The sequence below is a fragment of the Pseudomonas sp. P4_D7 genome, assembly GCF_056401755.1.
Window position 1 is genome coordinate 64153 of record NZ_JBFUIR010000005.1, and the last position, 25430, is coordinate 89582.

The 25430-nt window shown below is 62.9% G+C and carries 4 protein-coding genes; all 4 read right to left on the reverse strand.

Going from position 1 to position 25430, the window contains the following annotated elements:
* Nucleotides 1-695: 695 nt before the first annotated feature.
* The 4 genes from AC1DVF_RS05850 to AC1DVF_RS05865 all read right to left on the reverse strand — a co-directional run bounded on the left by AC1DVF_RS05850 (nt 696) and on the right by AC1DVF_RS05865 (nt 25286).
* A complete protein-coding gene (locus tag AC1DVF_RS05850) occupies nt 696-1652 on the reverse strand; it encodes an alpha/beta hydrolase (RefSeq protein WP_414926874.1) in 957 nt (318 codons plus the stop codon).
* A gap of 75 nt (nt 1653-1727) precedes the next feature.
* Nucleotides 1728-14048, reverse strand: coding sequence for a non-ribosomal peptide synthase/polyketide synthase (locus tag AC1DVF_RS05855; protein WP_477782212.1), 12321 nt, complete (start codon nt 14046-14048; stop codon nt 1728-1730).
* A gap of 13 nt (nt 14049-14061) precedes the next feature.
* Nucleotides 14062-21888 (reverse strand): amino acid adenylation domain-containing protein, encoded by a 7827-nt coding sequence (locus tag AC1DVF_RS05860; protein ID WP_477782213.1) that lies wholly within the window; start codon nt 21886-21888, stop codon nt 14062-14064.
* Nucleotides 21885-25286, reverse strand: a complete 3402-nt coding sequence (locus AC1DVF_RS05865; RefSeq protein ID WP_477782214.1) for an amino acid adenylation domain-containing protein — start codon at nt 25284-25286, stop codon at nt 21885-21887. Before AC1DVF_RS05865 ends, AC1DVF_RS05860 begins: the two co-directional genes overlap by 4 nt.
* Nucleotides 25287-25430 lie beyond the last annotated feature (144 nt).

The following is a 25430-nucleotide window of genomic DNA, read 5'->3' on the forward strand; positions in this document are numbered from 1 at the left end:
TACGCCGACGTGCAATACCGCGTTGAACTCAGGCTCTAAAAAGCAAACAAATCAGCCCCTCTCCCTCCAAGAAAAAGAGAGGACTGATTGAGGTGATTGGGCGAGCTACGCCGACGTGCGATACCGCGCTGAACTCAGGTTTTGAAAAACACACAAATCGGCCCCTCTCCCTCCACTCCCGGATGTAGAGGGGACTGACCAGGGTGTTTGGGAGAGCTTCGCCGACATGCGATACCGAGTCGAACTCAGATTTTGACAAGCCCAAAAATCGGCTCCCTCTCCCTCGGGAGAGGGCTGGGGTGAGGGGAAAATCCACCTCAAATCCAAAGCCGAACACCCGCTCTTCACCACTCAATAGGCCGAGTGTCAGCTCGCCTGCTCTTGATCTTGATCTGTAAGGCGACATCGGAAGGCTGAGTGGAGGGATTGATCCGGGCGTGGGAGCGCAGCGACCGTTTGGCGCAGCCAAACACAGCGAGAGGAGGTGCAGCGAAGCAAACCGTAGGCGCTGCGCCCGGATCGATCCCGCAGCGAAGGAACCCCGAGCCCCAGCGAGCGGGCCGCACGTAGGAGCAAGCGTTTTTGGTTACTTTTTAGGCGTTTGTAAAAAGTGACCCGCCGTAAGGGCGGAACCCCAAGGAGCCGTTACCGCAGCAACGGATATTCACCCAAAAACCACCCCCCCCCCCCCAAAATCAAACCAACACCCGCGCCAACGCCCGGCTCAGGCGTTCATGCACCCGCAAAACATCAGGCATCACCGAAGCCATCCGCAGCAGATCATGCGTCAGCCCAGGACAATGCTCAACCTCGACACTCACCCCCTGCCCCCGCAACTTATCAGCGTAAGCCTGCCCCTCATCAAGCAACGGATCAAAACCCGCCAACAACACAATCGCCGGCGCCACCCCCTGCAGATCCTCCGCCAACAACGGCGAAAAACGCCAATCCAGATAATCTTCCGGACTGCGAGCGTAATGCTGATAAAACCAGTCAAGCGTATCGCTCTCCAACAAATACCCCTCGCTGAACAACAACCGCGAATCGTGCACGCGCGAAGCATCGGTCACCGGATAGCACAACAACTGTGCCTTCGGCGCGATGGCCACAGTATGCGGTTGCACCACCGCCTGAATCGCCAGCACCGTGGCCAACGTCGCGCCGGCACTATCGCCACCAAACGCCACGCGCGAGGTATCAAGCCCAAGACTCACGGCGTTTTCCGCTAACCACGACAAGGCGTCTTCGCCATCCTCCAGTGCCGTTGGAAAACGATGCTCCGGGGCCAGTCGATAGCCGACCGACAACACCGCACACGGCGTGCGCTGGCAAAACTCGCGGCACACACCGTCGTGAGAGTCGAGGCTGCCGACAACAAAACCACCACCATGGAAATACACCAGCACCGGCATCGGCGAAACCGCAGCATTGGGTCGATACAGACGCAGTGCCAGCGGCGCACCATCACGTGCCGACGTGTCGATTTCGCTGACCAACAGGTCTTCAGGCGCCGGCCAGCGCAGTTGCGCCGTGGTCTGTTCGAAAGTCGCGCGGGCTTCGCTCGGGGTCATTTGGTGCATGGCCGGCAGGCCGGCGTCCTGGCTGTCTTGGGCCAAGTCGAGGAAGGCTTCCAGATCAGGGTGTAACGACATCGCTAAAATCCTTGTATCGGCAAAAAAAGGGGCGCGCCGCGGCAGCGCCCCCGAAGATGACTGAACGCGTGGCGATCAGCCCGCGCGTGCCATGCAGTGCTCGACCAACGCTTCCAGCTCACGCTGGTAATCGCTCATCAAGGCATCCATGGTGCCGGCGCGATAACGCTGGCTGCTGTAGATGCAACGCAAGGCCAACTGACCGTCATAGACCTGGCCGACAATTTCCAGCCAGTTGCCCAGATTGGCTTTAAGGCTGTAGTTGTCACCGGTTTCTTCCAGCGCCGGCACCAGCAGGGCCTGCTCGTCGAAGCTCTGGTCGAATTGCCCCAGGTAGTTGAACGTCACTCGCGCTTGCGGCAACTCGGCCAGTTGCCTCGACACCTCAGCGCCAGCCAGATGCCGCAACACGCCATAGCCGATGCCTTTCTGCGGGACTGCCGCCAACTGCGCCTGCACGTTGACGATCGACTGACCGATGTCGTCGCTGTCCGGGCGCAAACGCACCGGGAACATGCTGGTGAACCAGCCCAGGCTGCGGCTCAGGTCGATGGCCTCGAACAGGTCTTCACGACCATGGCCTTCGAGCAGGATCAGCGCCGACGGTTGTTGACTCCAACGGCACAGGGCACGGCTGAGCGCCGACAACAGCAGGTCGTTGATCTGCGTGCCGTAAACCGCCGGAGCCTGTTTGAGCAGTTGTTCAGTATGCTCGCGGGACAGTTTGAGCCGCGCCTGCGCCTGCTGACGCACGAGGTTTTTGCCGCGCAGGTTGTCGCAAGGCAGGTCGACGCCCGGCTGATCCAGTTGCTCCAACCAGTACCCCAGTTCCTGCTCGGCAATCACCGGCGCCTGCGCCTGCAAGGCCTCGGCGAATGATCGATAACTGCTGGTGCGAATCGGCAGTTTCGGCTCGAGCCCCTGCACGCACGCCTCGTACGCCACTTTCAAATCATCGAGCAGAATTCGCCACGACACGGTGTCGACCACCAAGTGGTGAATCACCACCAGCAGGCGCGCCTGGCCATCCGGCAAGGCGACGTGCATCACCCGCCACACCGGCCCGTCGTCGAGTTTCAAGCTGCGCTGGGCAAGGTTGGCCAAGGCTTCGACCTGCTCGCTGTTGTCCGCCTCGCGGCGCCAGAGCAACGCTTCGCCCTGTTCACTGAGGTCGCAGTAACGCTGCATCCAGCGCCCGCCTTCGTGGGAGAAACGCAGGCGCAACGAGTCGTGATGTTGCGCGATCCAGCCCAGTGCCTGCTCCAGCGCATCGAGGTCCAGCGGCTGGCGCGCGCTCAACAGCAATGACTGGTTGTAGTGATGCGCCTCGGCCATGCCTTCGGCAAAGAACCACTCCTGAATCGGCAAGAGATTGAACAAGCCCTCGGCGGCCACGTGCGTGACGTCCGTCTGCGGTTGTGCCGTGCCCTCCTTCGCCGCTTCCTGCTCGACGATGCCGGCGATGGTCTGATAACGCATCAGGTCGCGCAGCTTGAGATCCATCTGCAACGTCGGGTGGTTTCTGACGCGGGAGATCACTTGCAAACTCAGAATCGAATCGCCGCCCAGTTCGAAGAAATTGTCGCTGATGCCCACTTGTTCGACCTGCAGCACCTGCGCCCAGATGTCCGCGAGCAGGCTTTCCTGCTCGTTGCGCGGGGCGACGTATTCTTCGGTTTTGAATTCCGGTTCCGGCAGCGCCTTGCGATCGAGCTTGCCGTTTGGCGTTACCGGGAAAGCACTGAGGCAAACGATCTGCGCCGGCACCATGTATTCCGGCAACGCGGCGCGCAGGCCCGCCTTGAGTTCATCGCCGATGTCCTCGCCGCTTGCGGTGACCACATAACCGATCAGTTGCTTGCCGGAGGCATTGTCGCGGGCGATCACCAGTGCATCGGTGACCGACGGCAACTGGCGCAGACTGGCCTCGACTTCACCCAGTTCGATGCGGAAGCCGCGCACCTTGACCTGATGGTCGATACGGCCGACGTAATCGACCACACCGTCGACACGCAAACGTACCAGATCGCCGCTGCGATACAGGCGCTCGCCCACCGCGAACGGATTGGGCACGAAGCGCTCGCAGGTCAGGTCCGGACGGCCGTGATAACCCCGGGCGACGCCATAGCCACCGATGTACAACTCACCGGCAAAGCCTGGCGGCAGCGGGTTCAGGTCTTCGTCCAGCACGTACAGGGAGCGCGCGCCCACGGCACGGCCGATCGGCGCGTACGCCGCTTCGCAATGCTGGCTGGCCGGGACTTTCCAGAGCATCGGCGTGACCACGGTTTCGGTCGGGCCGTAGCCGTTGGTGAAGTACTGCGGACGCAGCGCAGCCTTGACCTGCTCGAAGGTCTGATCCGGCACCGCATCACCGCCGAAGCAATAGATGCGCACGGGTGGCGGCGCAATGCCGCTGGCCGCCGCGTACTCGGCCAGTTGCTTGAGATAGGCCGGCGGGAAGCAGGCAATGGTGATGCCGTAGTCGTGCAGCGCCTGATAGGTCTGCTCCGGCGTCCACAGGCAACCGTCGCGAATCACCAGACGACCGCCGCTGTACAAGGTGCTCAACCAGCGCTCATGGGCCCCGTCGAAGGCGAACGACATGAAGTGCAGCTCGCAACTGCTGGCGTCCATTTCGTACAGCTCGGCGATGGCCTGACAGTGCATGCTCAGCGGGCCTTGGGTCACCGCGACGCCTTTCGGTCGCCCGGTGGAACCCGAGGTGTAAACCAGATAGGCCAAGCCCTGTTCCTGCACGCGACAGTCGGGGGCGTGGTCGGCATAACGGCTTTCATCGAGGTGATCGATTTCCAGACGCAGCAGGCCTTGCCGCGCCGGCAACGTGCTGCGCAGACTGCTCTGGGTCAGCAACAGCGCCATGCCGGAATCTTCGATCATGTAGGCCAGACGCTCCGGCGGATAATCGATGTCCAGCGGCACGTACGCCGCCCCGCTCTTGAGCACGGCGAGGAAGCTCACGACCATTTCCAGCGAACGCGGCAAGGCTACGCCGATCACCACTTCCGGCCCGGCGCCGTGTTCGATCAGGCAGTGCGCCAGTCGGTTGGCCCGTTGCTCGAGTTCGGCGTAAGTCAGGTTCATCCCGGCGCATTGCAGGGCGATAGCCTGCGGCTGCTGTTGCGCGTGACGGCTGATAAGTTCCGGCAACAGCGCGGCATGATGGGTGTGCGTCGGCTCGGCACTCCAGGCTTGCGCCGCTTGCCATTGCTCGCCGCTCAGGCGCTGCAAATTACCGAGGCGCTCGTATGGCGCCGCCAGCATCGCGGCGAGGGTGTTTTCCATGGTCTGGCGAATACCGACAACCGCCTCGGCGCTGAAGTGGCTGCGCAGGTACAGGTATTCGATCGACAACTCGTCGCCGAGCATCACCGCGAGGTCCATCGGCACGTTGGTCACGCCATGGCCGATGGATTTGCCGAAGGTCAGATCGGTGTCGTTGTCTTCCTGCAAGCGATCGTCGATCGGGAAGTTTTCGAACACCACGATGCTGTCGAACAACGCCTGCCCACCGAGGCTGGACCAGCGCTGTACATCCGCCAGCGGCGCCTGGGAATAATCACGGATGTCGAGGTTGTAGGCCTGCACTTCGCCCAGCCAGTCAGCCAGACGCTGATCGGCTTGCGGGGTCTGAATGATCGGCAAGGTGTTGATAAACAGACCGAGCATGTTGCCGACATTCGCCAGGCTTTCCGGACGCCCCGACACCGTGGCGCCAAAGGTCACCGTCTGCTGCCCGGTGTAGCGTTGCAACAGCAGCAACCATGCACCCTGAATCAGCGTGTTGGGGGTGATCCGCAGGTCGCGGCAGAACTGCAACAGCCGCGCGGTCTGCGCTTTATCCCAGTTCGAATAGATCGCATCGTGACCGGCGACATCGGCGCTGTGGCGCGGGTGCATCGCCTGGCTCAGTGCCGTCGGCTCGTTGACCGCCGCCAGCCGCGCCTTCCAGAACAGCTCCTGGGCGTCCTGATCCTGCGCCTGCAACCAGGCGATAAAGTCGCGGTAACGACCGTTCTCGCCGATGATTTCGCCCTTGGCGTAATACTGCAGCACCTCACCAAACAGCCGCGAACTGCTCCAGCCGTCCATGAGGATGTGGTGGCTGGTCCAGATCATCTGGTACTGATCGTCGCTCAGGCGCAGCAGGGTCACCCGCAACAAACGCGCTTCGGCCAGATTGAAACCGAGCGCACGGTCAGCGCTGGCGAACTCGGCAATCAGTTCCTCGCTCGTCTCCCGATCACGCCAATCGAGCACCTGCATTTGCAACGGCGCATGGCGATGCACCACCTGCAACGGTTTGGCCAGGCCGTCCTGCCAATGGAAACTGGTGCGCAGAATCGCCTGACGGGCGATGACAAATTCCCACGCCTGGCGGAAGCGCTCCACGTCCAGGCCATTGATCGGCAGGCTGACCTGTTGCACGTAAAGGCTGCTGCCGTTATCCGACAGCGTGTGGAAGAGCATGCCTTCCTGCATCGGCGACAGCGGGTAGACATCCTCGATCTGGTCGGCCGGCACCGGCAACGCATCGAGCTGCGCCTGATCGAGTTGCGCCAGCGGATAATCCAACGGCGCCTCGTCGGTCGACGACTCGAGCGCAACCACAGCGGCGAGTTTCTGCACGGTCTGCTGCTGGAACAGGTCTTTGGGGGTGAAGCGAATCCCCTGCTGGCGCGCACGGCTGACCAGTTGGATCGAGATGATCGAGTCGCCGCCCAGCGCAAAGTAGTTGTCGGTCACGCCGACCCGTTCGATCTTCAGAATGTCCTGCCAGACCTCCGCCAGTTGCTGCTCCAACGGCGTCGATGGCGCCACGTATTCGCGCTGCGACTGGCTGAGGTCCGCTGCCGGCAAGGCCTTGCGGTCGAGTTTGCCGTTGGGGGTCAGCGGCAACTGTTCGAGGAACAGCCACTGCGCCGGCACCATGTATTCCGGCAGATGCGCCTTCAGCGCGGCCTGCAGCGTTTCACTCAAATCGTCCAATTGTTCGAGGCTGAGGCTACTGTCACTCGGCACCACATACGCCACCAGTTGCTGACCGCTGTGGCCATCCACCGCCAGCACCACGCCTTCGCGCACGCTGTCCTGAGCGAGCAGACGCGCTTCGATTTCACCCAGTTCGATGCGGAAACCGCGCACCTTGACCTGATGATCGATGCGGCCGACGTATTCGATCCGGCCGTCATCGCTGAAGCGGGTCAGGTCGCCGGTGCGGTACATGCGTTCGCCGCTGCTCGAGAATGGATTGGGCACGAAACGTTCGGCGGTCAGGCCCGGGCGGAACAGGTAGCCACGGGTGATGCCGTCGCCGGCCAGATACAGCTCAGCCGCCACGCCCAGCGGCGCTTGCTGCAATTGACCGTCGAGCATATACGCCGTGGTGTTGACCAGCGGCCGGCCGATGTTCGCCTGACCACCCAGTTCGCGGCGGGTGCAGGTCGAATAGGTGGTGTCTTCCGACGGCCCGTACAGGTCGTAGACGTGCGCCACCGCCGTTTCGCGGTAGAGCGTGTCGACCAGGCTCTGCTTCAGTGGCTCGCCGGCGAGGTTGATGATGCGCACGCCCGGCGGAATTTGCCCGGTGCGTTGCAGCGCGGCAATCGCCGACGGCACGGTGTTGATCAGGCCCACCTGATCGCGCTCCGGCAAGTCCGGCAGTTCCAGGGCATTGCGCGCCATGACGATCGAGCCGCCGCGTGCGAGGGTGACGAAGATCTCCCACACCGACAGGTCGAAGCACACCGACGTCGACGCCAGTACACCTTGCAGATCGTCTTCGCTGTAGACCTCGGCGGACCAGTGAATCAGCGCCTGCACGTTGCGATGGGCAATGGCCACGCCTTTCGGCTTGCCGGTAGAGCCGGAGGTGTAGATCACGTAGGCCAGATTGGCTGAATCCCCGCGCGCAGGAAGATTGTCCGCAGGCTGCTCGGCAAATGCTGCACCACCCGCCTCGACCAGCACCACCTGCGCATCGGTCTGCGGCAGTTGCGCCAGCAGCGACTGCTGCGTCAGCAATACTTTCGCCTGACTGTCGTCGAGCATGTAGGCCACGCGATCCGCCGGGTAATCCGGGTCCAGCGGCACATAGGTGCCACCGGCCTTGAGCACCGCCATCAGGGCAATGACCAGCTCCGCCGAACGCGGCATCGCCACGCCTACACGGATTTCCGCGCCGACACCCAGTGCGACAAGATGATGAGCCAACTGGTTGGCGCGTTGATTGAGCTCGGCATAGCTCAGGGCGACGCCGGCATGACTCAGCGCCAGTGCCTGCGGATGCGCCGCGACGCGACGTTCAAAACTTTGCGGGATCAACCGCTCAGCCGGATACGCGGCCTGATGGTCGTTCCATTGCGCCAGGGTCTGGCGTTCGGCGAGTGGCAACAGGCCGATCTCACCGAGCAGACGCTGCGGCGCCTCAATGAACTGACGCAGCACTTCTTCCAGATGCCCCGCCAGACCTAGCACGCTGCGTTCGGCAAAGTGTTCGGTGAGGTAGTTGAAATCCAGGTTCAAGACATCGCTGGCCCCGGCGATCAGGGTCAGACCGTAGTTGGTTTGCTCGCGGTGCTCCAGGCCAGCGAAACGCAGACCGCCCGGGTTGGCCTCCAGCGCTTCGGACACCGGATAGTTCTCAAACACCAGCAAGGTGTCGAACAGCGCTTCGCCGCTCAGCTGGGCCAGACGCTGGATGTCCTGCAACGGCGTCTGCTCGTAGTCGCGCAGCAACAGGTTTTTGTCCTGCACGCTGCGCACCCAGTCGCCGACGCTGAGCGTGGCCTGCGGGCTGGCGATCACCGGCAAGGTGTTGATGAACAGGCCCAATTGCTGCTCGATGCCCGGCAGATCCACCGGACGTCCGGACACGGTCGCACCAAAGGCCACCGTGGCCTGACCGGTGTAGCGCTGCAACACCAGCAACCACGCGGCTTGCACCAGACTGTTGAGGGTCACTTGCTGCTGGCGGGAGAAACCGTTCAGACGCTGAGTGAAGGCTTGGTTGAAATGCAGGCGATACATCTGTTTGCCCGGCCCCGGCACGGTACGCCCATGACACGCCGAAGCCAGTCGGGTCGGTTCGTCCAGTGCGGCCAGTTGTCCGCGCCAGAAATCCTGCGCGCCCGCCTTGTCCTGACCTTGCAGCCAGACGAGGAAGTCGCGATAACGGCCCTGCGCGCTTGGCACCGGCTGACCGGCGTAATCCTGCAACACCTCGCCAAACATCCGCGAGTTGCTCCAGCCATCCATGAGGATGTGGTGGCAGGTGAAAATCAGGCGATGGCGATCATCGGCCGTGCGCAGCAGGCACAGGCGCAGCAGCGGCGGATTCTGCAGATCGAAACCGCGTTCGCGATCAGCCTGCGCCCGCGCTTCGAGCACGGCCGGCAAGTCCGCCATACCGCGCACATCGACTTCGGGCATTTCCAGGGTCAACTGGCGATTGATCACTTGCAGCGGCGCATCGAGGCCATCGCGACCCCAGATGAACCCGGCACGCAGCACTTCATGGCGATCCACCACGCGCTGCCAGGCCTGCTGGAAACGCGCCACGTCGAGGCCGTCGATATCCAGCAGCATCTGATAGACATAGGCGCTGGCATCGGCGTCGTACAGGCTGTGAAACAGGATGCCTTGCTGCATCGGCGCCAGCGGATAGATGTCCTCGATGCGCTGGGCGGCGATCGGCAAGCTGTCCAGATGCGCCTGGGACAACCCGGCCAACGGCACATCCGATGGTGTCAAACCACCGCTCGGGTGGCTCAGGCAATGGTCGATCAACTCGCCCAGCGCCACTTCGTAGGCGCGGGCCAACGCGTTGATGGTCGCCTCTTCGAAGACATCACCGCTGTAGGTCCAGGTCAGGCTCAACTGCCCCTGATAAACCCGGCCATCGATGGTCAGCCAGTTGGCCATCGGCGCGTTTTCGTCCTGACCGGCGCCCTTGTCTTCAGTGGCCGGCACCCACAGGGCGTGTTCATCGAAGTTGTTGTCGAACTGGCCGAGGTAGTTGAACGTCACCTTCGGTTGCGCCAGTTCGTTCAACACCCCTTGCGACTCGGCGCTGCCCAGATGACGCAGCAAGCCATAACCGATGCCTTTGTTCGGGATCGCGCGCAGTTGCTCCTTGATGCCTTTGATCGAGGTTTCCAGACTGGCGTCCGGGGTCAGGCGCACCGGGAACATGCTGGTGAACCAACCTACCGTGCGGCTGAGGTCGACGTCATCGAACAGGTCTTCGCGACCGTGACCTTCAAGCTGCACCAGGGCGCTGTCGGTGTTCGTCCACTGGCACAGCACGCGGGCCAGCGCGGTCAGCAGCAGGTCGTTGACCTGGGTGCGATAAACCGCCGGTGCCTGTTGCAGCAACTGGCGAGTGCGTTCGGCGTCGAGACGCGTATCGACGCTGCGCTCGAAACGGTTGCTCAACTGGCCCTGCGGGTTGTCCAGCGGCAGCTCGACGGACACCTCGCGCAGTTGCCCGCGCCAGTAATCCAGTTCGCTTTCCAGTTCAGTGCTACGGGCATGCGCCTGCAGACGCTTGCCCCAATCCTTGAACGCGCTGGTCTTGGCCGGCAGACGCACAGGCTGACCGCTACTCAGTTGTTGATAAGCGCTTTGCAGATCTTCGAGGAGGATCCGCCACGACACGCCATCGACCACCAGGTGATGGATCACCAGCAACGTACGCTGACTGGCGTCCGGCAAGTCGACCAATGCTGCGCGAATCAGCGGGCCATCGAGCAGATCGAGGCTGCGTTGCAAGTCCAGGCACAACGCTGGCAATGCTGCGCTGTCGTCCAGCGTGACCGTGCGCAGCAAACCTCGCGCCTGATCCGCCGGCGCGTGGCTCTGCTGCCAGCCATCGTTGGTTTGCCGGTAGCGCAGGCGCAAGGCGTCGTGGTGGCGCTGCAACTGCACCAGCGCCTGCTCCAGCGGCGCCGCGCGCAGCGCGGTGGCCGGGGTCAGCAGGATCGACTGGTTCCAGTGATGCCGCGCCGGAATGTCGCTGTTGAAAAAGTAATGCTGGATCGGTGTCAGCAGCGCGTCGCCGAGTACTTCGCCCTGCTGCATCTGCACCGCGTCACTCTGTTGCGCGACGGTCGCCAGACGCTGCACGGTCTGGTGCTGAAAGATGTCTTTGGGGCTGAAGCGAATGCCGGCCTGACGCGCGCGGCTGACCACTTGAATCGAAATGATCGAGTCGCCGCCCAGCTCGAAGAAGTTGTCGTTGAGGCCGACACGCTCGACCTTCAACACCTCCTGCCAGATCTCGGCCAGACGCTGCTCCAGTTCGTTGCGCGGCGCGGCATAGACCTCCTGCACCTGGGCAACGTCCGGATGCGGCAGTTGCTTGCGATCGAGTTTGCCGTTGGCGGTCAGCGGCAGACGTTCAAGGAACGCCCAACTGACCGGAACCATGTAGTCCGGCAGGGTCTCGCGCAAATGCGCCTTGATCGAATCGCGCAGTGCGCCCTGCCCTTCGCCGTCCAGCACCTCGTTCGCGACAATCCACGTCGCCAGTTGCTGGCCGCTGATACCGTCGACCGCCAGCACCACGGCTTCGCGCACATCGGCATGCTTGAGCAGTTGCGCTTCGATTTCGCCGAGCTCGATACGGAAGCCGCGAATCTTCACCTGATGGTCGATCCGCCCGATGTATTCGATCACCCCGTCGCCGCGCAGCCGCGCCAGGTCGCCGGTGCGATACAGACGCTCGCCGGCCTGCGGATTGAAGGGGTCGGGAACGAAGCGCGTGGCGGTCATGCCGGCCTGATTCAGGTAACCCCGGGCCAGACCGGCACCGGCGATGTACAACTCACCGATGCAGCCTTGCGGCACCAGGTTCAGCGCGCCATCGAGCAAGTACCACGACAGGTCGACAATCGGCTCGCCAATCGGGCTGCTGTGGCTTTGTTCAAGATCGGCCATCGACAACGGCCGGTAGGTCACGTGCACCGTGGTTTCAGTGATGCCGTACATGTTGATCAGCGTCGGCGCACGGTCGCCGAAGCGTTCGAACCACGGGCGAAGGCTCTGCACTTCCAGCGCCTCGCCGCCGAACACCACGTAGCGTAGAGAGTTATTGCGCGTCGACTCGCTGGCGACCTGCATCAATGGCTTGAACGCCGACGGCGTCTGGTTCAGCACGGTGACGTTTTCATCGCACAGCAGCGTGTAGAAATCTTCCGGAGAACGGCTGATGTCATGGGGCACCACCACCAGTTTGCCGCCATACAACAGCGCGCCGAAAATCTCCCAGACCGAGAAGTCGAAAGCGTAGGAATGGAACAGCGTCCAGCTGTCCTGCGGGCCGAAATCGAACCAGTGTTCGGTGGCGCTGAACAACCGCATGACGTTGCCGTGCGGCAGCAATGCGCCTTTCGGTTTACCGGTGGAACCGGAGGTGTAGATGACGTACGCCAGGCTGTCCGGCGTGGTCAGGCACAGAGGGTTGGTTTCGTTGCCCGGCTCTGGCGCTTGATGCAGATCGAGGCACGCCAGCCCCGACGGTACCGGCAGTTGCGCAAGCAGATGGCCTTGGGTCAGCAGCAGCTCGATCCCGCTGTCTTCGATCATGTAGCTCAAGCGATCATCCGGGTAGCCCGGATCCAGCGGCACATAAGCGCCACCGGCCTTGAGCACGGCAAGGATGGCGACAATCATGTCCAGCGAACGCTCGACCGCCACGCCAACGCGCACGTCCGGGCCGACGCCACGGGCGATCAACACATGCGCCCACTGATTGGCGCGGCAATTGAGTTCGGCGTACGTCAGGCGTTGCCCGTCGTACGTCACGGCGATTGCGTCGGGATGACGCTCGGCCTGCGCTTCAATGGCTTGGTGAATGCACTGCTCGAGCGGTTGCTTGATCCGCTCGGGATTCCACTGCGCCAGCAATTGTTGCTGCTGGCCGGCATCGAGCATCGGCAACTGGCCAATGCGCTGGGTCGGCGCGGCGACGATGGCCTGCAACAGCGCATTCCAGTGTTGTGCCAGACGCTCAATGGTCGCGGCGTCGAACAGATCGGTGGCGTACTTCAGCACGGCTTCGATGCCATGCGCCTGTTCGGTGGTGTTGAGGGTCAGGTCGAACTGCGCGGTCTGGCTCTGCCATTCCAGCGGTTCGATGCTCAGGCCATTCAAACGGGTTTCGACACTCGCGCGGCGCTCGGCCTGATGGTTGAACATCACCTGGAACAGCGGGCTGTGACTGAGGCTGCGGCCCGGTTCCAGTGCTTCGACCAGTTGCTCGAACGGCAAGTCCTGATGGGCCTGCGCTTCTTGCGCGGTCTGTTTGACCTGACGCAGCAGATCGACAAAGGACATCTGCCCATCGATGTCGGCCTTGAGCACCTGAGTGTTGACGAAGAAGCCGATCAGCCGCTCGATCTCTACCCGGCCACGGTTGGCATTTGGCACGCCGACGCGGATGTCGGCCTGACCGCTGTAGCGATGCAACAAGGCCTGGAACGAGGCCAGCAAGACCACGAACAGGGTGACGTTTTCTTGCCGGGCGAAGGCTTTGAGCGCGTTGCTCAGCGCCGGGTCGAGAATCAGGTTATGGCTGGCGCCAGCGAAGCTTTGCTCGATGGTGCGCAGGCGATCCATCGGCAGTTCCAGCACCGGTTGTTCGCCACCGAGTTTCTCTTGCCAGTAGGCCAGTTGCCGCTCCTGTTCACCGGCCTCCATCCACTGCCGCTGCCACAAGGCGTAGTCGGCGTATTGAATCGGCAGCGCCGGCAGACCGGCGTCGTGATCGAGGTTGAAACCGGCGTAGAGCTGCACCAGTTCCTCGATCATCACTTGCAGCGACCAGCCATCGGAGACGATGTGGTGCAGGGTCAGCACCAGCACATGGTCATTGGGGCTGACTTGCAGCAGCGCTGCGCGCAAGAGCGGGCCGTGCTGCAGGTCAAAAGTTTTCTGGCTCTGGGTCTGCACGAACGCCTGGATCGAGGCATCCGCGTCGTTGGCCAGCTCAGCGTTCAGTTGATGAATCTCCAGTGCAAAGGGCCCTGCGGGCAGGACCACTTGCAAAGGTTGCGCGGTTTCCTGGGAGAACACCGTGCGCAAGGTTTCGTGTCGTTCGATCAGCGCCTCGACGCTGCGCTCCAGCGCGCTGACATCCAGCGGGCCCTGCAAACGCAGGGCCGTCGGAATGTTGTAGGCCGCACTGTGCGGCGCCCACTGCCAGAGAAACCACTGACGCTGCTGAGCGTAGGACAGCAGCAACGGCTCTTCGGCCGTGCGCTTGAAAACCGGGGCAATGTCAAAGAGGTTGACGCCTTTCTGCTTGAGCAGAACCGCCAGAGCCTTTCTTTGCTTAGCCGAAAGTTGTCCTACCGACTCGATTAACTCTTGCACGCGTTTTTCCCTCTCAAGAAATCAGTTTTTCCAGATCATCGAGGGATAGACGTTTGAGGGCCTCCAGGGATTTAGCCAATTCATCCTGAACGGGCGACATTTCGACGCGCAGAGCCTCGATTCGCGCGCAGAACGCCTTGAGGGTATCGGTTTCGAACAACTCTTTAAGCGGCACCTTGTCGCCCAGACGTTCCTTGATCCGGGTCACCACCAGCGTGGCCAGCAACGAATGCCCGCCGAGCTGGAAGAAGTTGTCCGCGAGGCCCACCTGTTCGACCTCCAGCACCTCCTGCCAGATCGTCGCCACCTGCCACTGCAAATCGCTTTGCGGCGCCTGATAGTACTGCTGCGTCGGGCCGTCGCCCAAGGCCATCAGCGCCTTGCGATCGAGCTTGCCGTTGGGAGTCAGCGGAATGGCGTCGATCAGGTGCAAGTGGCCCGGCACCATGTGCGCCGGCAAGCGACTGGCCAGCGCATTGCGCAAGCGTTCCGCCAACACCGTTTGATCGACCACTGCCTGCGCCACCACCACATAGGCGTGCAGGTGTTTGCCGGCGGCTCCGTCCTGCGCGAGCACCACGGCTTCACGGATCTCATCCTGCTCCAGCAGCCGTGCTTCGATTTCGCTGAGTTCGATACGGAAGCCGCGAATCTTCACCTGATGGTCGGCCCGGCCGATGTACTCGATGTTGTCGTCGCCGCCCTGGCGCACCAGATCGCCAGTGCGGTACAGGCGTTCGCCGTTGCTGGCGTACGGGTTCGGCACAAAACGTTCGGCGGTCAGCGCTGCGCGCAGCAGATAACCCCGGGTCACACCGGCACCGCCCAGATACAGCTCGGCAGGCACGCCGCTCGGCAACACTTGCAACTGGCTGTCGAGCAGATAGGCCACGGTGTTCGGCAACGGCCGGCCGATGTTCGCCTGCCCCTGCGGGGTGCGCAGGGTGAAGGTCGAATAGGTGGTGTCTTCCGACGGCCCGTAGAGGTCGTAGACCTGTTGCACCGACGTGCTCGCGTACAACGTGTCGACCAGGCTCTGTTTGAGCGGTTCACCGGCCAGATTGATGGTCGCCACCGAACGCGGAATCTGCCCGGCCCGTTGCAGCGCGGCAATCGCCGACGGCACCGTGTTGATCAGGGTGACCTGTTCGCGGGCCGGCAAATCGGCCAGCGCCAGCGCATTGTCCGCCAACACCAGGCAACCCCCGCAAGCCAGAGTGACGAAAATCTCCCAGACCGACAGGTCGAAGCAGATCGACGTCGACGCCAGCACGCCACGCAACTGTTCTTCGCGATAGACCCCGGCCGACCACTGAATCAGCGCCGACAGGTTAGCGTGGGTGATCGCCACGCCTTTCGGTTTGCCGGTGGAACCGGAGGTGTAGATGACGTACGCCAGATTCTGCGCAGAGACCTTCACCAGCGGTGCGCTGGCCGGGAACGCGCTCAACGCGCCCTCTTCCACCAACAACACCTGCGCATTCAAGTTTTCAGGCAGCAGCGCCAGTGCGGCCGGTTCGGTGATCAGCACGGCGGCGCGGCTGTCATCGAGCATGTGCAGCAAGCGTTCCTGCGGGTAGTCCGGATCCAGCGGCACATAGGCGCCACCGGCCTTGAGAATGGCCAACAACGCCACGAGCATATCCGGCGTGCGTCGCATGCACACGCCGACGCGCACCTCCGGTCCGACACCCAGTGCCTGCAGCTTGTGCGCCAGACGATTGGCCCGAGCATCGAGGCTTTGGTAATCGATCTGTTGTTCGGCGAACAGCACCGCATGCGCTTGCGGTTGGCGCTGCACTTGCGCGGCGAGGTGTTCCAGCACCGTGCGCGCGTCCGTTGCCGTGAGGTCAGCCTTGCCCCAAGCGATGGCTTGTTGACGCTGCGGTTCTGCAAGCAATTGCAACTCGCCCAGCGGCAGAGAAGCATCGGCGAGGAACTGCGTCAGCAGGCTCTCCAGTTGCGCGCTCAAACCGCTGATTGCGGCCGCATCGAAACTGGCCCGGTCGTAACTGATCCCCAGGCTCAGCTCACGCCCGGTGACCGCCACCAGCGTCAACGGATAGTTGGTCTGTTCCTGACGACGAATCGCCGAGAACGTCAGACCGGTGGCCGGGCCCTGTTGCAGCGCTTCGGCCATCGGGTAGTTTTCGAACACCAGAATGCTGTCGAACAACGCGCCGTTACCGGCACCGGCCCAACGCTGAATGTCGTAGAGCGGCGTGTGCTCGTGTTCACGCAGGGCCAGATTGACGTCCTGCACCTGTTGCAGCCACTGGCTGACGACGATTTCGGCGGACGGCGCCGCGACCACCGGCAAGGTGTTGATGAACAGACCGATCTGCTGCTCGACACCCGGCAAATCCGTCGGACGCCCGGCGACGGTCGCGCCGAAGGCCACATGGTCCTGCCCGGTATAACGCTGCAACAACACCAGCCACGCCGCTTGCACCAAGGTATTGAGGGTGACTTTCTGCTCGCGGGCGAAGCGGTTCAAATCCGCCGTCAAGGTCTCGCTGAATACATGCTCGTGATCGGCGTAACCGCTGGCCGCGTGCTGCCCGCCCGACACGGCACTGGCCAGACGCGTCGGCTCATCAAGATCAGCGAGGGCCGTCGTCCAGAAATCACGGCTGGCCTGCTGATCGCGCTGACCCAGCCATTCGATGTAATCGCGATAACGCCCCTGCCCGGCCACCGGGGTCATGCCGGCATACCGCTGCAGCACTTCGCCGAACAACTGCGAGGTGCTCCAGCCGTCCATGAGGATGTGATGGCAGGTGTAAATCAGGTGATGCGTGGCCTCGTCGGTGCGCACCAGCGTCACCCGCAACAGCGGCGCGCCGGTCAGGTCGAAACCGTTGGCCAAGTCCTCGCCGGCCAGTTGCTCCAGCGCCGTGCCGAGGTCAGCACGACCGCGCCAGTCCTGCTCGCGCCATGGCATCTGTGCACTCTGACGCACCACTTGTACTGCGGCGGCAGCGTCTTGTGGCCAGACAAATGCCGTGCGCAGGATCTCGTGGGCATCAACGGTTTGCTGCCACGCTAGACGGAAGCGCTCGGCGTCGAGATGCTGCACATCCACACGCAATTGGTTGGTGTACACCGGACTGTCCGGATCGTTGACGCTGTGGAACAGAATGCCCTGCTGCATCGGCGACAGCGGATAGAGGTCGACGATGTCGCGGGCCGGGATCGGCAGCGCCGAGAGCTGGGCCTGGGTCAGCGTTGCCAGACTGAAGTCCGACGGCGTCACAGCCGCCTCGCCACTGTCGCAGCAATGTTCGATCAAACGCTCCAGCTCGCGACGATAGGCTTCGGCCAGCGCCGCGACGGTTTCTGCGCGATACATGCCGCTGCCGAAGGTCCAGGTCAATTCCAGCTCACCGCCGTAGACCTGACCGTCAACGCTCAGCCAGTTACCCAGCGGCGCTGCCGCGTCCTGATTGGCGCCGGTGCTTTCGCCGCTTGGCACGAACAGCGCACCCGCGTCGGCGTTGAATGCGCCGTCGAACTGGCCGAGGTAGTTGAAGGTCACGCGCGGCTGCGGCAATCCCTGCAACTCGGCGGATTGGCTCAGATAACGCAGCACACCAAACCCGATGCCTTTGCCCGGCACCGCCCGCAGTTGCTCCTTGATCGCACAGAGGGACGCACCTGGCGTCGCCGCCGGTGTCAGGCGCACCGGGAACAGGCTGCTGAACCAGCCCACGGTGCGGCTCAGGTCGATGTCGTCGAACAGATCTTCGCGACCATGACCTTCGAGCTGAATCAGTACCGAAGGCTGTTCGCTCCAGTCACACAACACCCGCGCCAGGGCCGTCAGCAACAGGTCGTTGATCTGCGTGCGATACGCCGCTGGCGCCACTTTCAGCAGCTTATGGGTCAGCGCCTGACTCAAGCGCGTGCTGGCCCGGGCCGCTTGTGCGCGGGTCTGGGTGTCCTGCGGGAAATCCCGTGGCAGTTGCGCGTCGCCCGCCGCCAGGGTTTGCCGCCAGTAGGCGCTCTCAGCGGTCAGCGCTGCGCTTTGCCCGTAACGGTGCAAATGCTCGGCCCAGCTGTGCAGCGAGCTGCTTTTGCCCGGCAAGACCAGCGGCGTGCCCGCCGCCAGCGCAGTGTAAGCGTGCTGCAGATCTTCCAGCAGAATGCGCCACGACACACCGTCGACCACCAGGTGATGGATAACCAGCAACAGGCGTTGCTCAGCATTCGGCAGATTCACCAACACCGCCCGCACCAAGTGCCCTTGTTGCAGATTCAGACTGCGCTGGGCGTCGTCGGCGAGTGCCGGCAAAGCGTCCAGGTTATCCAGCTCACGCACCCACAACAGCTGCGGATCACGCTGGGGCTGTGGCATTGCCTGCCACGTGTCAGCGGACGCCTGGAAATTCATCGCCAGCGCATCGTGCTGTTCGATCAACGCCGCCAGCGCTGTGCGCAGATGCACGGCGTCGAGCGGCGTGGTCGGCTGCAACATCACCGACTGGTTCCAGTGCTGACGCTGGGCAATCGCGGTTGCGAAGAAACGTGCCTGAATCGGCAACAGCGGCAACGGTCCGCGAGCAGCAGGTGCCGCAGCCGCGACGGCTTTGGCTTCGATCAACTTGGCCACCGCAGCCAGTTGGCCGATGGTCTGTTTTTCGAACAATTGCTTGGGGCTCAGCTTGATGCCCTGGCGTTTGGCCCGGGCAATGATCTGCAAGCTGAGGATCGAATCACCGCCCAGTTCGAAGAAGTTGTCGCTGCTGCCCACGCGTTCAAGCTTGAGCACATCGGCCCAAATCGCCGCGAGTTTCTCTTCAACTTCACCTTGTGGCGCGACGAAGTGCTGAGTGACCACGCCCGGCACCGGCAAGGCACGTTTGTCGAGCTTGCCGTTGGCGGTCAGCGGCAATGTTTCCAGCAGCACAATCTGCGCCGGCACCATGTAATCCGGCAGGCACGCCTGCAATTGCTCGCGCAGCGCCTGCGCCTGCATGGTCCGCCCCGCCGCCGGCACACACCACGCGACCAGTTGCAGACGCGTCGGGTCGTCATCCAGTGACAGCGCCAGCACCGCCGCTTCACTGATGCCGTCGAGGCCCAGCAACACCCGCGCGACTTCCGCCGGCTCCACGCGATAACCGCGCACCTTGACCTGATCGTCGGCGCGGCCGATGAACTCCACCGTTTGCTGACGATTGCGGCGTACCCGGTCACCACTGCGATACACCCGCGCACCCGGCGAACCGAACGGATCCGGGAGGAAGCGCTCGGCCGTCAGCCCCGGCTGATTCAGGTAGCCCAGCGCCACGCTGTCACCACCGATATACAACTCGCCGGCCACCTGATCGGCAACGTTGTTCAGCACATCGTCGAGCACGTAAACGTGAGCGCCGGCCAGTGCGCTACCGACCGGTACGCTGCGCGTCAGGGTCAGATCACCGACTTCATGGGCCAGCACGCCCACCGTGGTTTCACTCGGCCCGTAGTGGTTGATGAGGCGGCAGCCCGGTTTGAGCTGGCGCACGCGCTCGACCAGCGCCGGCGAGCACGCTTCACCGCCGACAATCAACGCGTGTTCCGGCAGCACGTCGGCAGCCCGCGCGGCCTGTAATAACGCGGCCAGATGGCCCGGGACGATTTTCAGCATGCCCACTTGATGCGCGGCCATGTACTCGGCAAAGCGGTCCGGATCGAAGCCCAATTCTTCCGGCAAGACATGTAACAGGCGCCCGGAACACAGCGCACCGAAGAGCACGGTAAAACCAAGATCCGCAGCGATGGTCGAGACCAGCGCCATGCTGCTGTCCGCTGCCGGCGCCAGTCGTTCCAGCACACCGCGCACATAACTGCCCAGCGCACCGTGGCTGACCAGTACGCCTTTCGGTTGCCCGGTGGAACCGGAGGTGTGAATCACGTACGCCGGTGATTGCGCGCACAGCGTCACGGCTGGGCACGTGTCCGGCATTGACTGCCACTGCAACGCTGCAAAGGCGATGCCCTGACAGCCATCGACCGCCAGCGCGCAGACACGCGCATCGTCTTCGGCGCACAACAGCAGCCGTGCTTTCGCAGCGCCGAGCATCTGCTGCAAGCGTGCGTCCGGCGCCTTGACGTCCAGCGGCATGTACACCGCGCCCGCCTTGAAGATCGCCAGCACACAGGTCAGCCAGTCCAGCGAACGCTCCATCAGCACCGCCACTGGTTGGCCATCGCGCACGCCTTGGGCGCGCAAATGATGGGCCAGTCGATTGGCCGCCTGATCCAGCGCCTGAAAACTCAAGGCCTGATTCAGGTCGCGCGCGGCCAGTGCTTCGGGCTGGTGCGCGACTTCACGATCCCAGTGCTGCAACACCAACAACGCCGGTTCGGCGGGTGCCGGGAGCGGCGCTGGCGAGATCAACGCAACACGGTGCAACGGTGCCTGCGGCGCTTTCAGCAATTCGCTGAACAGACCGAGCAAGGCCGGCACGAAAGCTTCGACGGTCTGCGGACGATAGAGGTCGCTGGCATAGGTCATCTGACCGTGAATCAGCGTGCCGTCATCGGTGATGTCCAGCGCCAGATCGAAGTGAGTGCCGTCCTTGTCCAGCGGATATTCGGCAACCGTCAGCCCTGGCAGAGCCATCGCGCGCTGTTTCTGCATGCCGACGTTCTGGTTGAACTTGGCCTGGAACAGCGGGTTGTGGCCGAGGGTGCGTTCGGCGACCAACTCGTCCACCAGTTGCTCGAACGGCAACTCCTGATGCGCCTGCGCGCCGAACGAAGCTTCACGCACCCGCGCCAGCAAATCCTCGAAACTGCCGCGCTCATCCACCTCGCAACGCAGCACTTGGGTGTTGACGAAAAAGCCGATCAGCCCTTCGACTTCAGCGCGGCCACGGTTGGCATTCGGCACGCCGACGCGAATGTCGCGCTGCCCGGCCTGCCGCGACAGGAACAACGAGAACCCGGCCAGCACCAGCATGAACAGACTGATGCCTTGGCTACGGGCAAAAGCGTTGAGTTGCAGGGACAGCGGCGCACCGAAATCAAAACTCAGGGTCTGGCCTTCGAAGCTTTGCGTCAGTGGCCGGGCGAAGTCCGGTGCCACTTCCAGCAGCGGATGCTCTTCACCCAATTGCTGACGCCAGTAATCGAGTTGACGCTCGCCCTCGCCGGCTTCCAGCCAGCGCCGTTGCCAGATCGCGTAGTCAGCGTATTGCAGCGCCAGCGCCGGCAATTGCGGTTCGCGTTCGAGGCTGAAGGCCTGATAGCACTGGACGAATTCCTTGACCATTACGTCCATCGACCAGCCGTCAGAGACGATGTGGTGCATGCTCACCACCAGCACGAATTCCTCGTCGGCCAAGGCAAACAAACTCGCGCGCAACAGCGGCCCGTGGCGCAAATCGAATGGTCGTGCGGTGACGGTCTGCACCTGTTGCGCCAACGCTTGCTCGCGTTCTGCTGCCGGCAAGTCCGTCAGGTCGATGCGTTCCACGGCCAGCGGTTGCTGCGCAAGGATCACCTGATGCGGCTGATCACCGTCAGTCTGGAACACCGTGCGCAGGACCTCATGGCGCGCCACCAGATGATCGAACGAACGCTGCAGTGCCACTTCGTCCAGACGCCCGCTCAGGCGCAGGCCGGGGGCCATGTTGTAGGCGGCGCTTTGCGGTTCGAGTTGCCAGAGAAACAGCAGGCGCTGCTGAGCGAACGACAACGGAATCGGCGCGACATCGTGACGACTGACCGGCAGCGGCAACAGGCTGAAGTCCTTGCCATCTTCGCGCAACTTGGCCAGAAACAGCCGACGCTGTTCCAGCGGCAAGCCGACGAACCTCTTCGCGATACGTTCCGCCATGGTGCCGCTCATACATCTTCTCCTTCCAAAGCATTGATGAACTGATCCATGTCGGACCAGTCGTCGTTCGTTGCGCCATCTGCCAGTTGCGCCAGCACGGCGGCCAGCTCGGTCAGCAGCGGCTTCTCGAACAGGCTGCGCAGCGGCAGCACCACGCCCAATTGAGTTTTGATGCGCGCAATCACCTGCGCCGCCAGCAACGAATGGCCGCCCAGTTCAAAGAAGTGATCGTCCAGACCGACCCGCGAAACTTGCAGGACATCCGCCCAGATCTGCGCCAGTTGTTGTTCGGTGACTGTTTGCGGCGGGCGATAGTCGCCTTGCAGTTGACTCGGATCCGGCGCCGGCAACGCCTTGCGATCGAGCTTGCCGCTGGGTGTCAGCGGCAGGTTCGCCAGCAACAGCAAGTGGCCCGGCACCATGTAGTCCGGCAAATGGGCTTGCAGGGCAGCGCGAATTTGCTGACGGAACGCCGCTTGCGTCGCGGCGTTTTCGAGCGTGGCGTGATCGGCGACTACGTAGGCCACCAGTTGCTGGCCGCCGCTGAGCGGCACCGCCAGCACCACGGCTTCGCGAACGCCAGGGCATTGCTGCAGGCGCGATTCGATTTCGCCCAGCTCGATGCGGAAACCGCGAATCTTCACTTGATGATCGACCCGACCGATGTACTCCACGGCTCCGTCAGGTCGCAAGCGCGCGCGGTCACCGGTGCGGTACAGGCGCTGGCCATCGGCAAACGGGTCGGCGATAAAACGCTCGGCGCTGAGCATCGGCTGGCGGTGATAACCCCGCGCCAGGCCCGGACCACCGATGTACAACTCGCCCACCGCGCCTTGCGGCAGCAGGTTCAAATCATCGTCCAGCACGTATAAACGCCGCGCGTCGAGACCGTGGCCGATCGGAATGCCGCGCCACGACACGGCGTCTGCCGTCAATGCCGTGCAATCGTGAATGCTCGACACCACCGTGGCTTCGGTCGGCCCATAGGTATTGAGCAGTCGCACATGGCCCAAACCGGCCTGTTGCCACAGGCGCAAACCGTCCACCGCCATCGCCTCGCCACCGACGTGAATCTGCCGCAGCGCACCGAAGCCGCTCGGTGGATTAGCGGCATATTCCTGCACCAGCCAATACCAATAAGCGGCCGGCAAGTCGGCCAGGGTGATGCCGTGATCGACAATCACTTGATGCAACGCCGCGCTGTCCCACAACCGCGCATCGCGCAGGACGACTGCGGCGCCGTGGCACAGCGGCGGGAAAAACTGCTCGACGAAGCCGTCGAAGCTGCTGGTGGCGAATTGCAAAACACGATCGCCTTCACGCAGGTCGCTGTAATCGATGGCGCGGGCGATGAACTCGCTCAGCGCGCCGTGGCTGACCGCGACGCCTTTCGGCCGCCCGGTGGAACCGGAGGTGTAAATCACATAGGCGAGGTTTTGTGCGGCGACCGTCACCGGCAGATTGTCGGCCTGATCAGTGTCGGCCAGTTGCTCCAGGCACAGGCAATCGACGCCACCAAGATCCGGCAGGCTGACGAGGCTTTCGCGATCGGTCAGCAGCAGTTTCAAACCACTGTCATCAAGCACATGGCGCAAGCGTTCGGCCGGGGTTTGCGGATCCAGCGGCACGTAGGCGCCGCCGGCCTTGAGCACCGCCAGCAATGCCACCGCCAGTTCCAGCGAGCGCCCCAGCGCCACGCCGACCAGCACGTCAGGGCCGACACCGCGAGCGCGCAACTGATGGGCCAGACGATTACTGCGGCTGTTCAACTCGGCATAGCTGAGTGCCGGCGACGGCTCGGTCGCCAGAATCACTGCCGATGCCTGTGGCGTGCGCGCTACTTGCGCTTCGAACAGGCTCTGCACGCTGGCGAACACAGGTTCTGCTTCGGTGGCCTGAATCAGTTGTGCACGTTCCGCCGCCGCCAGCAGTTCGACTTCGCCGACGACTTGCTGCGGATCGCGGCACACGGACGCGAGGATGTTGCGCCAATGCCCGGCCATCGCGGAAATGGTGGTGGCATCAAAAATATCGGTGGCATACGTGAAGGCCGCGAACAATTGCTCGCCCTCCTCGCGGGTGTCGAGCATCAGGTCGCTGGTGGCGGCATGTTGGCGACCGCTGCCGGCCAATTGCTCCTCAGTCAAATAGCCCACCTGCAAACCGGACTCCAGTTGCACATCGTGCAAGTCGGTCACCAGCGGCTGGTGGTTGAACATCACCTGGAACAACGGGTTGTGGCTTTGGCTGCGCGCCGGTTGTAAGGCTTCGATCAAGGCATCGAACGGCAGATCCTGATGAACCTGAGCACCGAGCGCGGCCTGACGCAGGCTCTGCAACAGATCGGCAAAACGGGTTTGTGCGGTGACTTCACTGCGCAGAATCTGCGTGTTGACGAAGAAGCCGATCAGCCCTTCGGTTTCGCTGCGGGTGCGGTTGGCAATCAGCCCGCCGACGCGAATATCGGTCTGGCCGCTATAGCGATGCAGCAACGTTTTGAACGCGGCCAACAGCACCACGAACAGCGTCACGCCCTGACGTTGCGCGAGGCTTTTCAGCGCTTGGCGCAGCGCTGCGTCGATCACCGTTTCCAGACGCGCGCCCTGATGACTGGATTGCGCCGGATAGGCACGATCGGTCGGCAGCTCAAGCAGCGGATGCTCGTCGCCCAATTGTGCACGCCAGTAATCCAGCTGACGCTCGCGCTCTCCGGCCTCCAGCCAACTGCGTTGCCACAGGGCGTAATCTCGGTAGTGCACGGTGAGTGCCGGCAATGACGGCTCGCGCCCCGCCACCAGAGCATCGTAAGTGCGCATGAATTCATCGATGAGAATGTTCATCGACCAGCCATCAGCGATGATGTGGTGCAAGGTCAGCAGCAACACATGCTCCTGCTCGGCCAGACGCAAAAGGCGCAGGCTGAGCAGCGGACCGTTCTCGAGATCGAAGGCCTGAGCGGCCTCAGCCATCATGTGCTGTTGCGCCAGCGGCCAGCGCTGGGCCTCGGGCAATGCGCTGAGATCGGTGATCGGCAGTTTCAACGGCTGCGGTTCGGCGACGCGCTGAAACGCGCGCTCACCTTCCTGACCGAAGGTGGTGCGCAAGCACTCGTGCCGCGCCGCCAGTAGACTGAACGCCTGCTCCAGCGCCTGTGCTTGCAGGTCACCCGTCAGGCGCACCGCCATCGGCAAGTTGTAAGCGGCACTGTGCGGGTCCAGTTGCCAAAGAAACCACATCCGCTGCTGGGCGTACGAAAGCCCGTCACGCTCGGCGATTCCGTCACAGGCAGTCATGGGAAGCTGCGCAAAATCGATGCCCTCACGGGCCATGCCGGCGAGGAACAAACGGCGTTTGTCCTGTGGCAGTTCGATAAAGCGACGGGCTAGTTTCTGGGCGTCTGCGGCATTCATGCATGGGGTCCTTGCTGATCGGCGGCGTGACCAGGAGACCCGGTCGTATCAACAAGAACGAATGACAAACGTGATGATTTAGCGCGCTGGCGCAACAGCGGCCCGACGCTAGGCACACAAACGCCGAAGCCGGTACGAGACCGG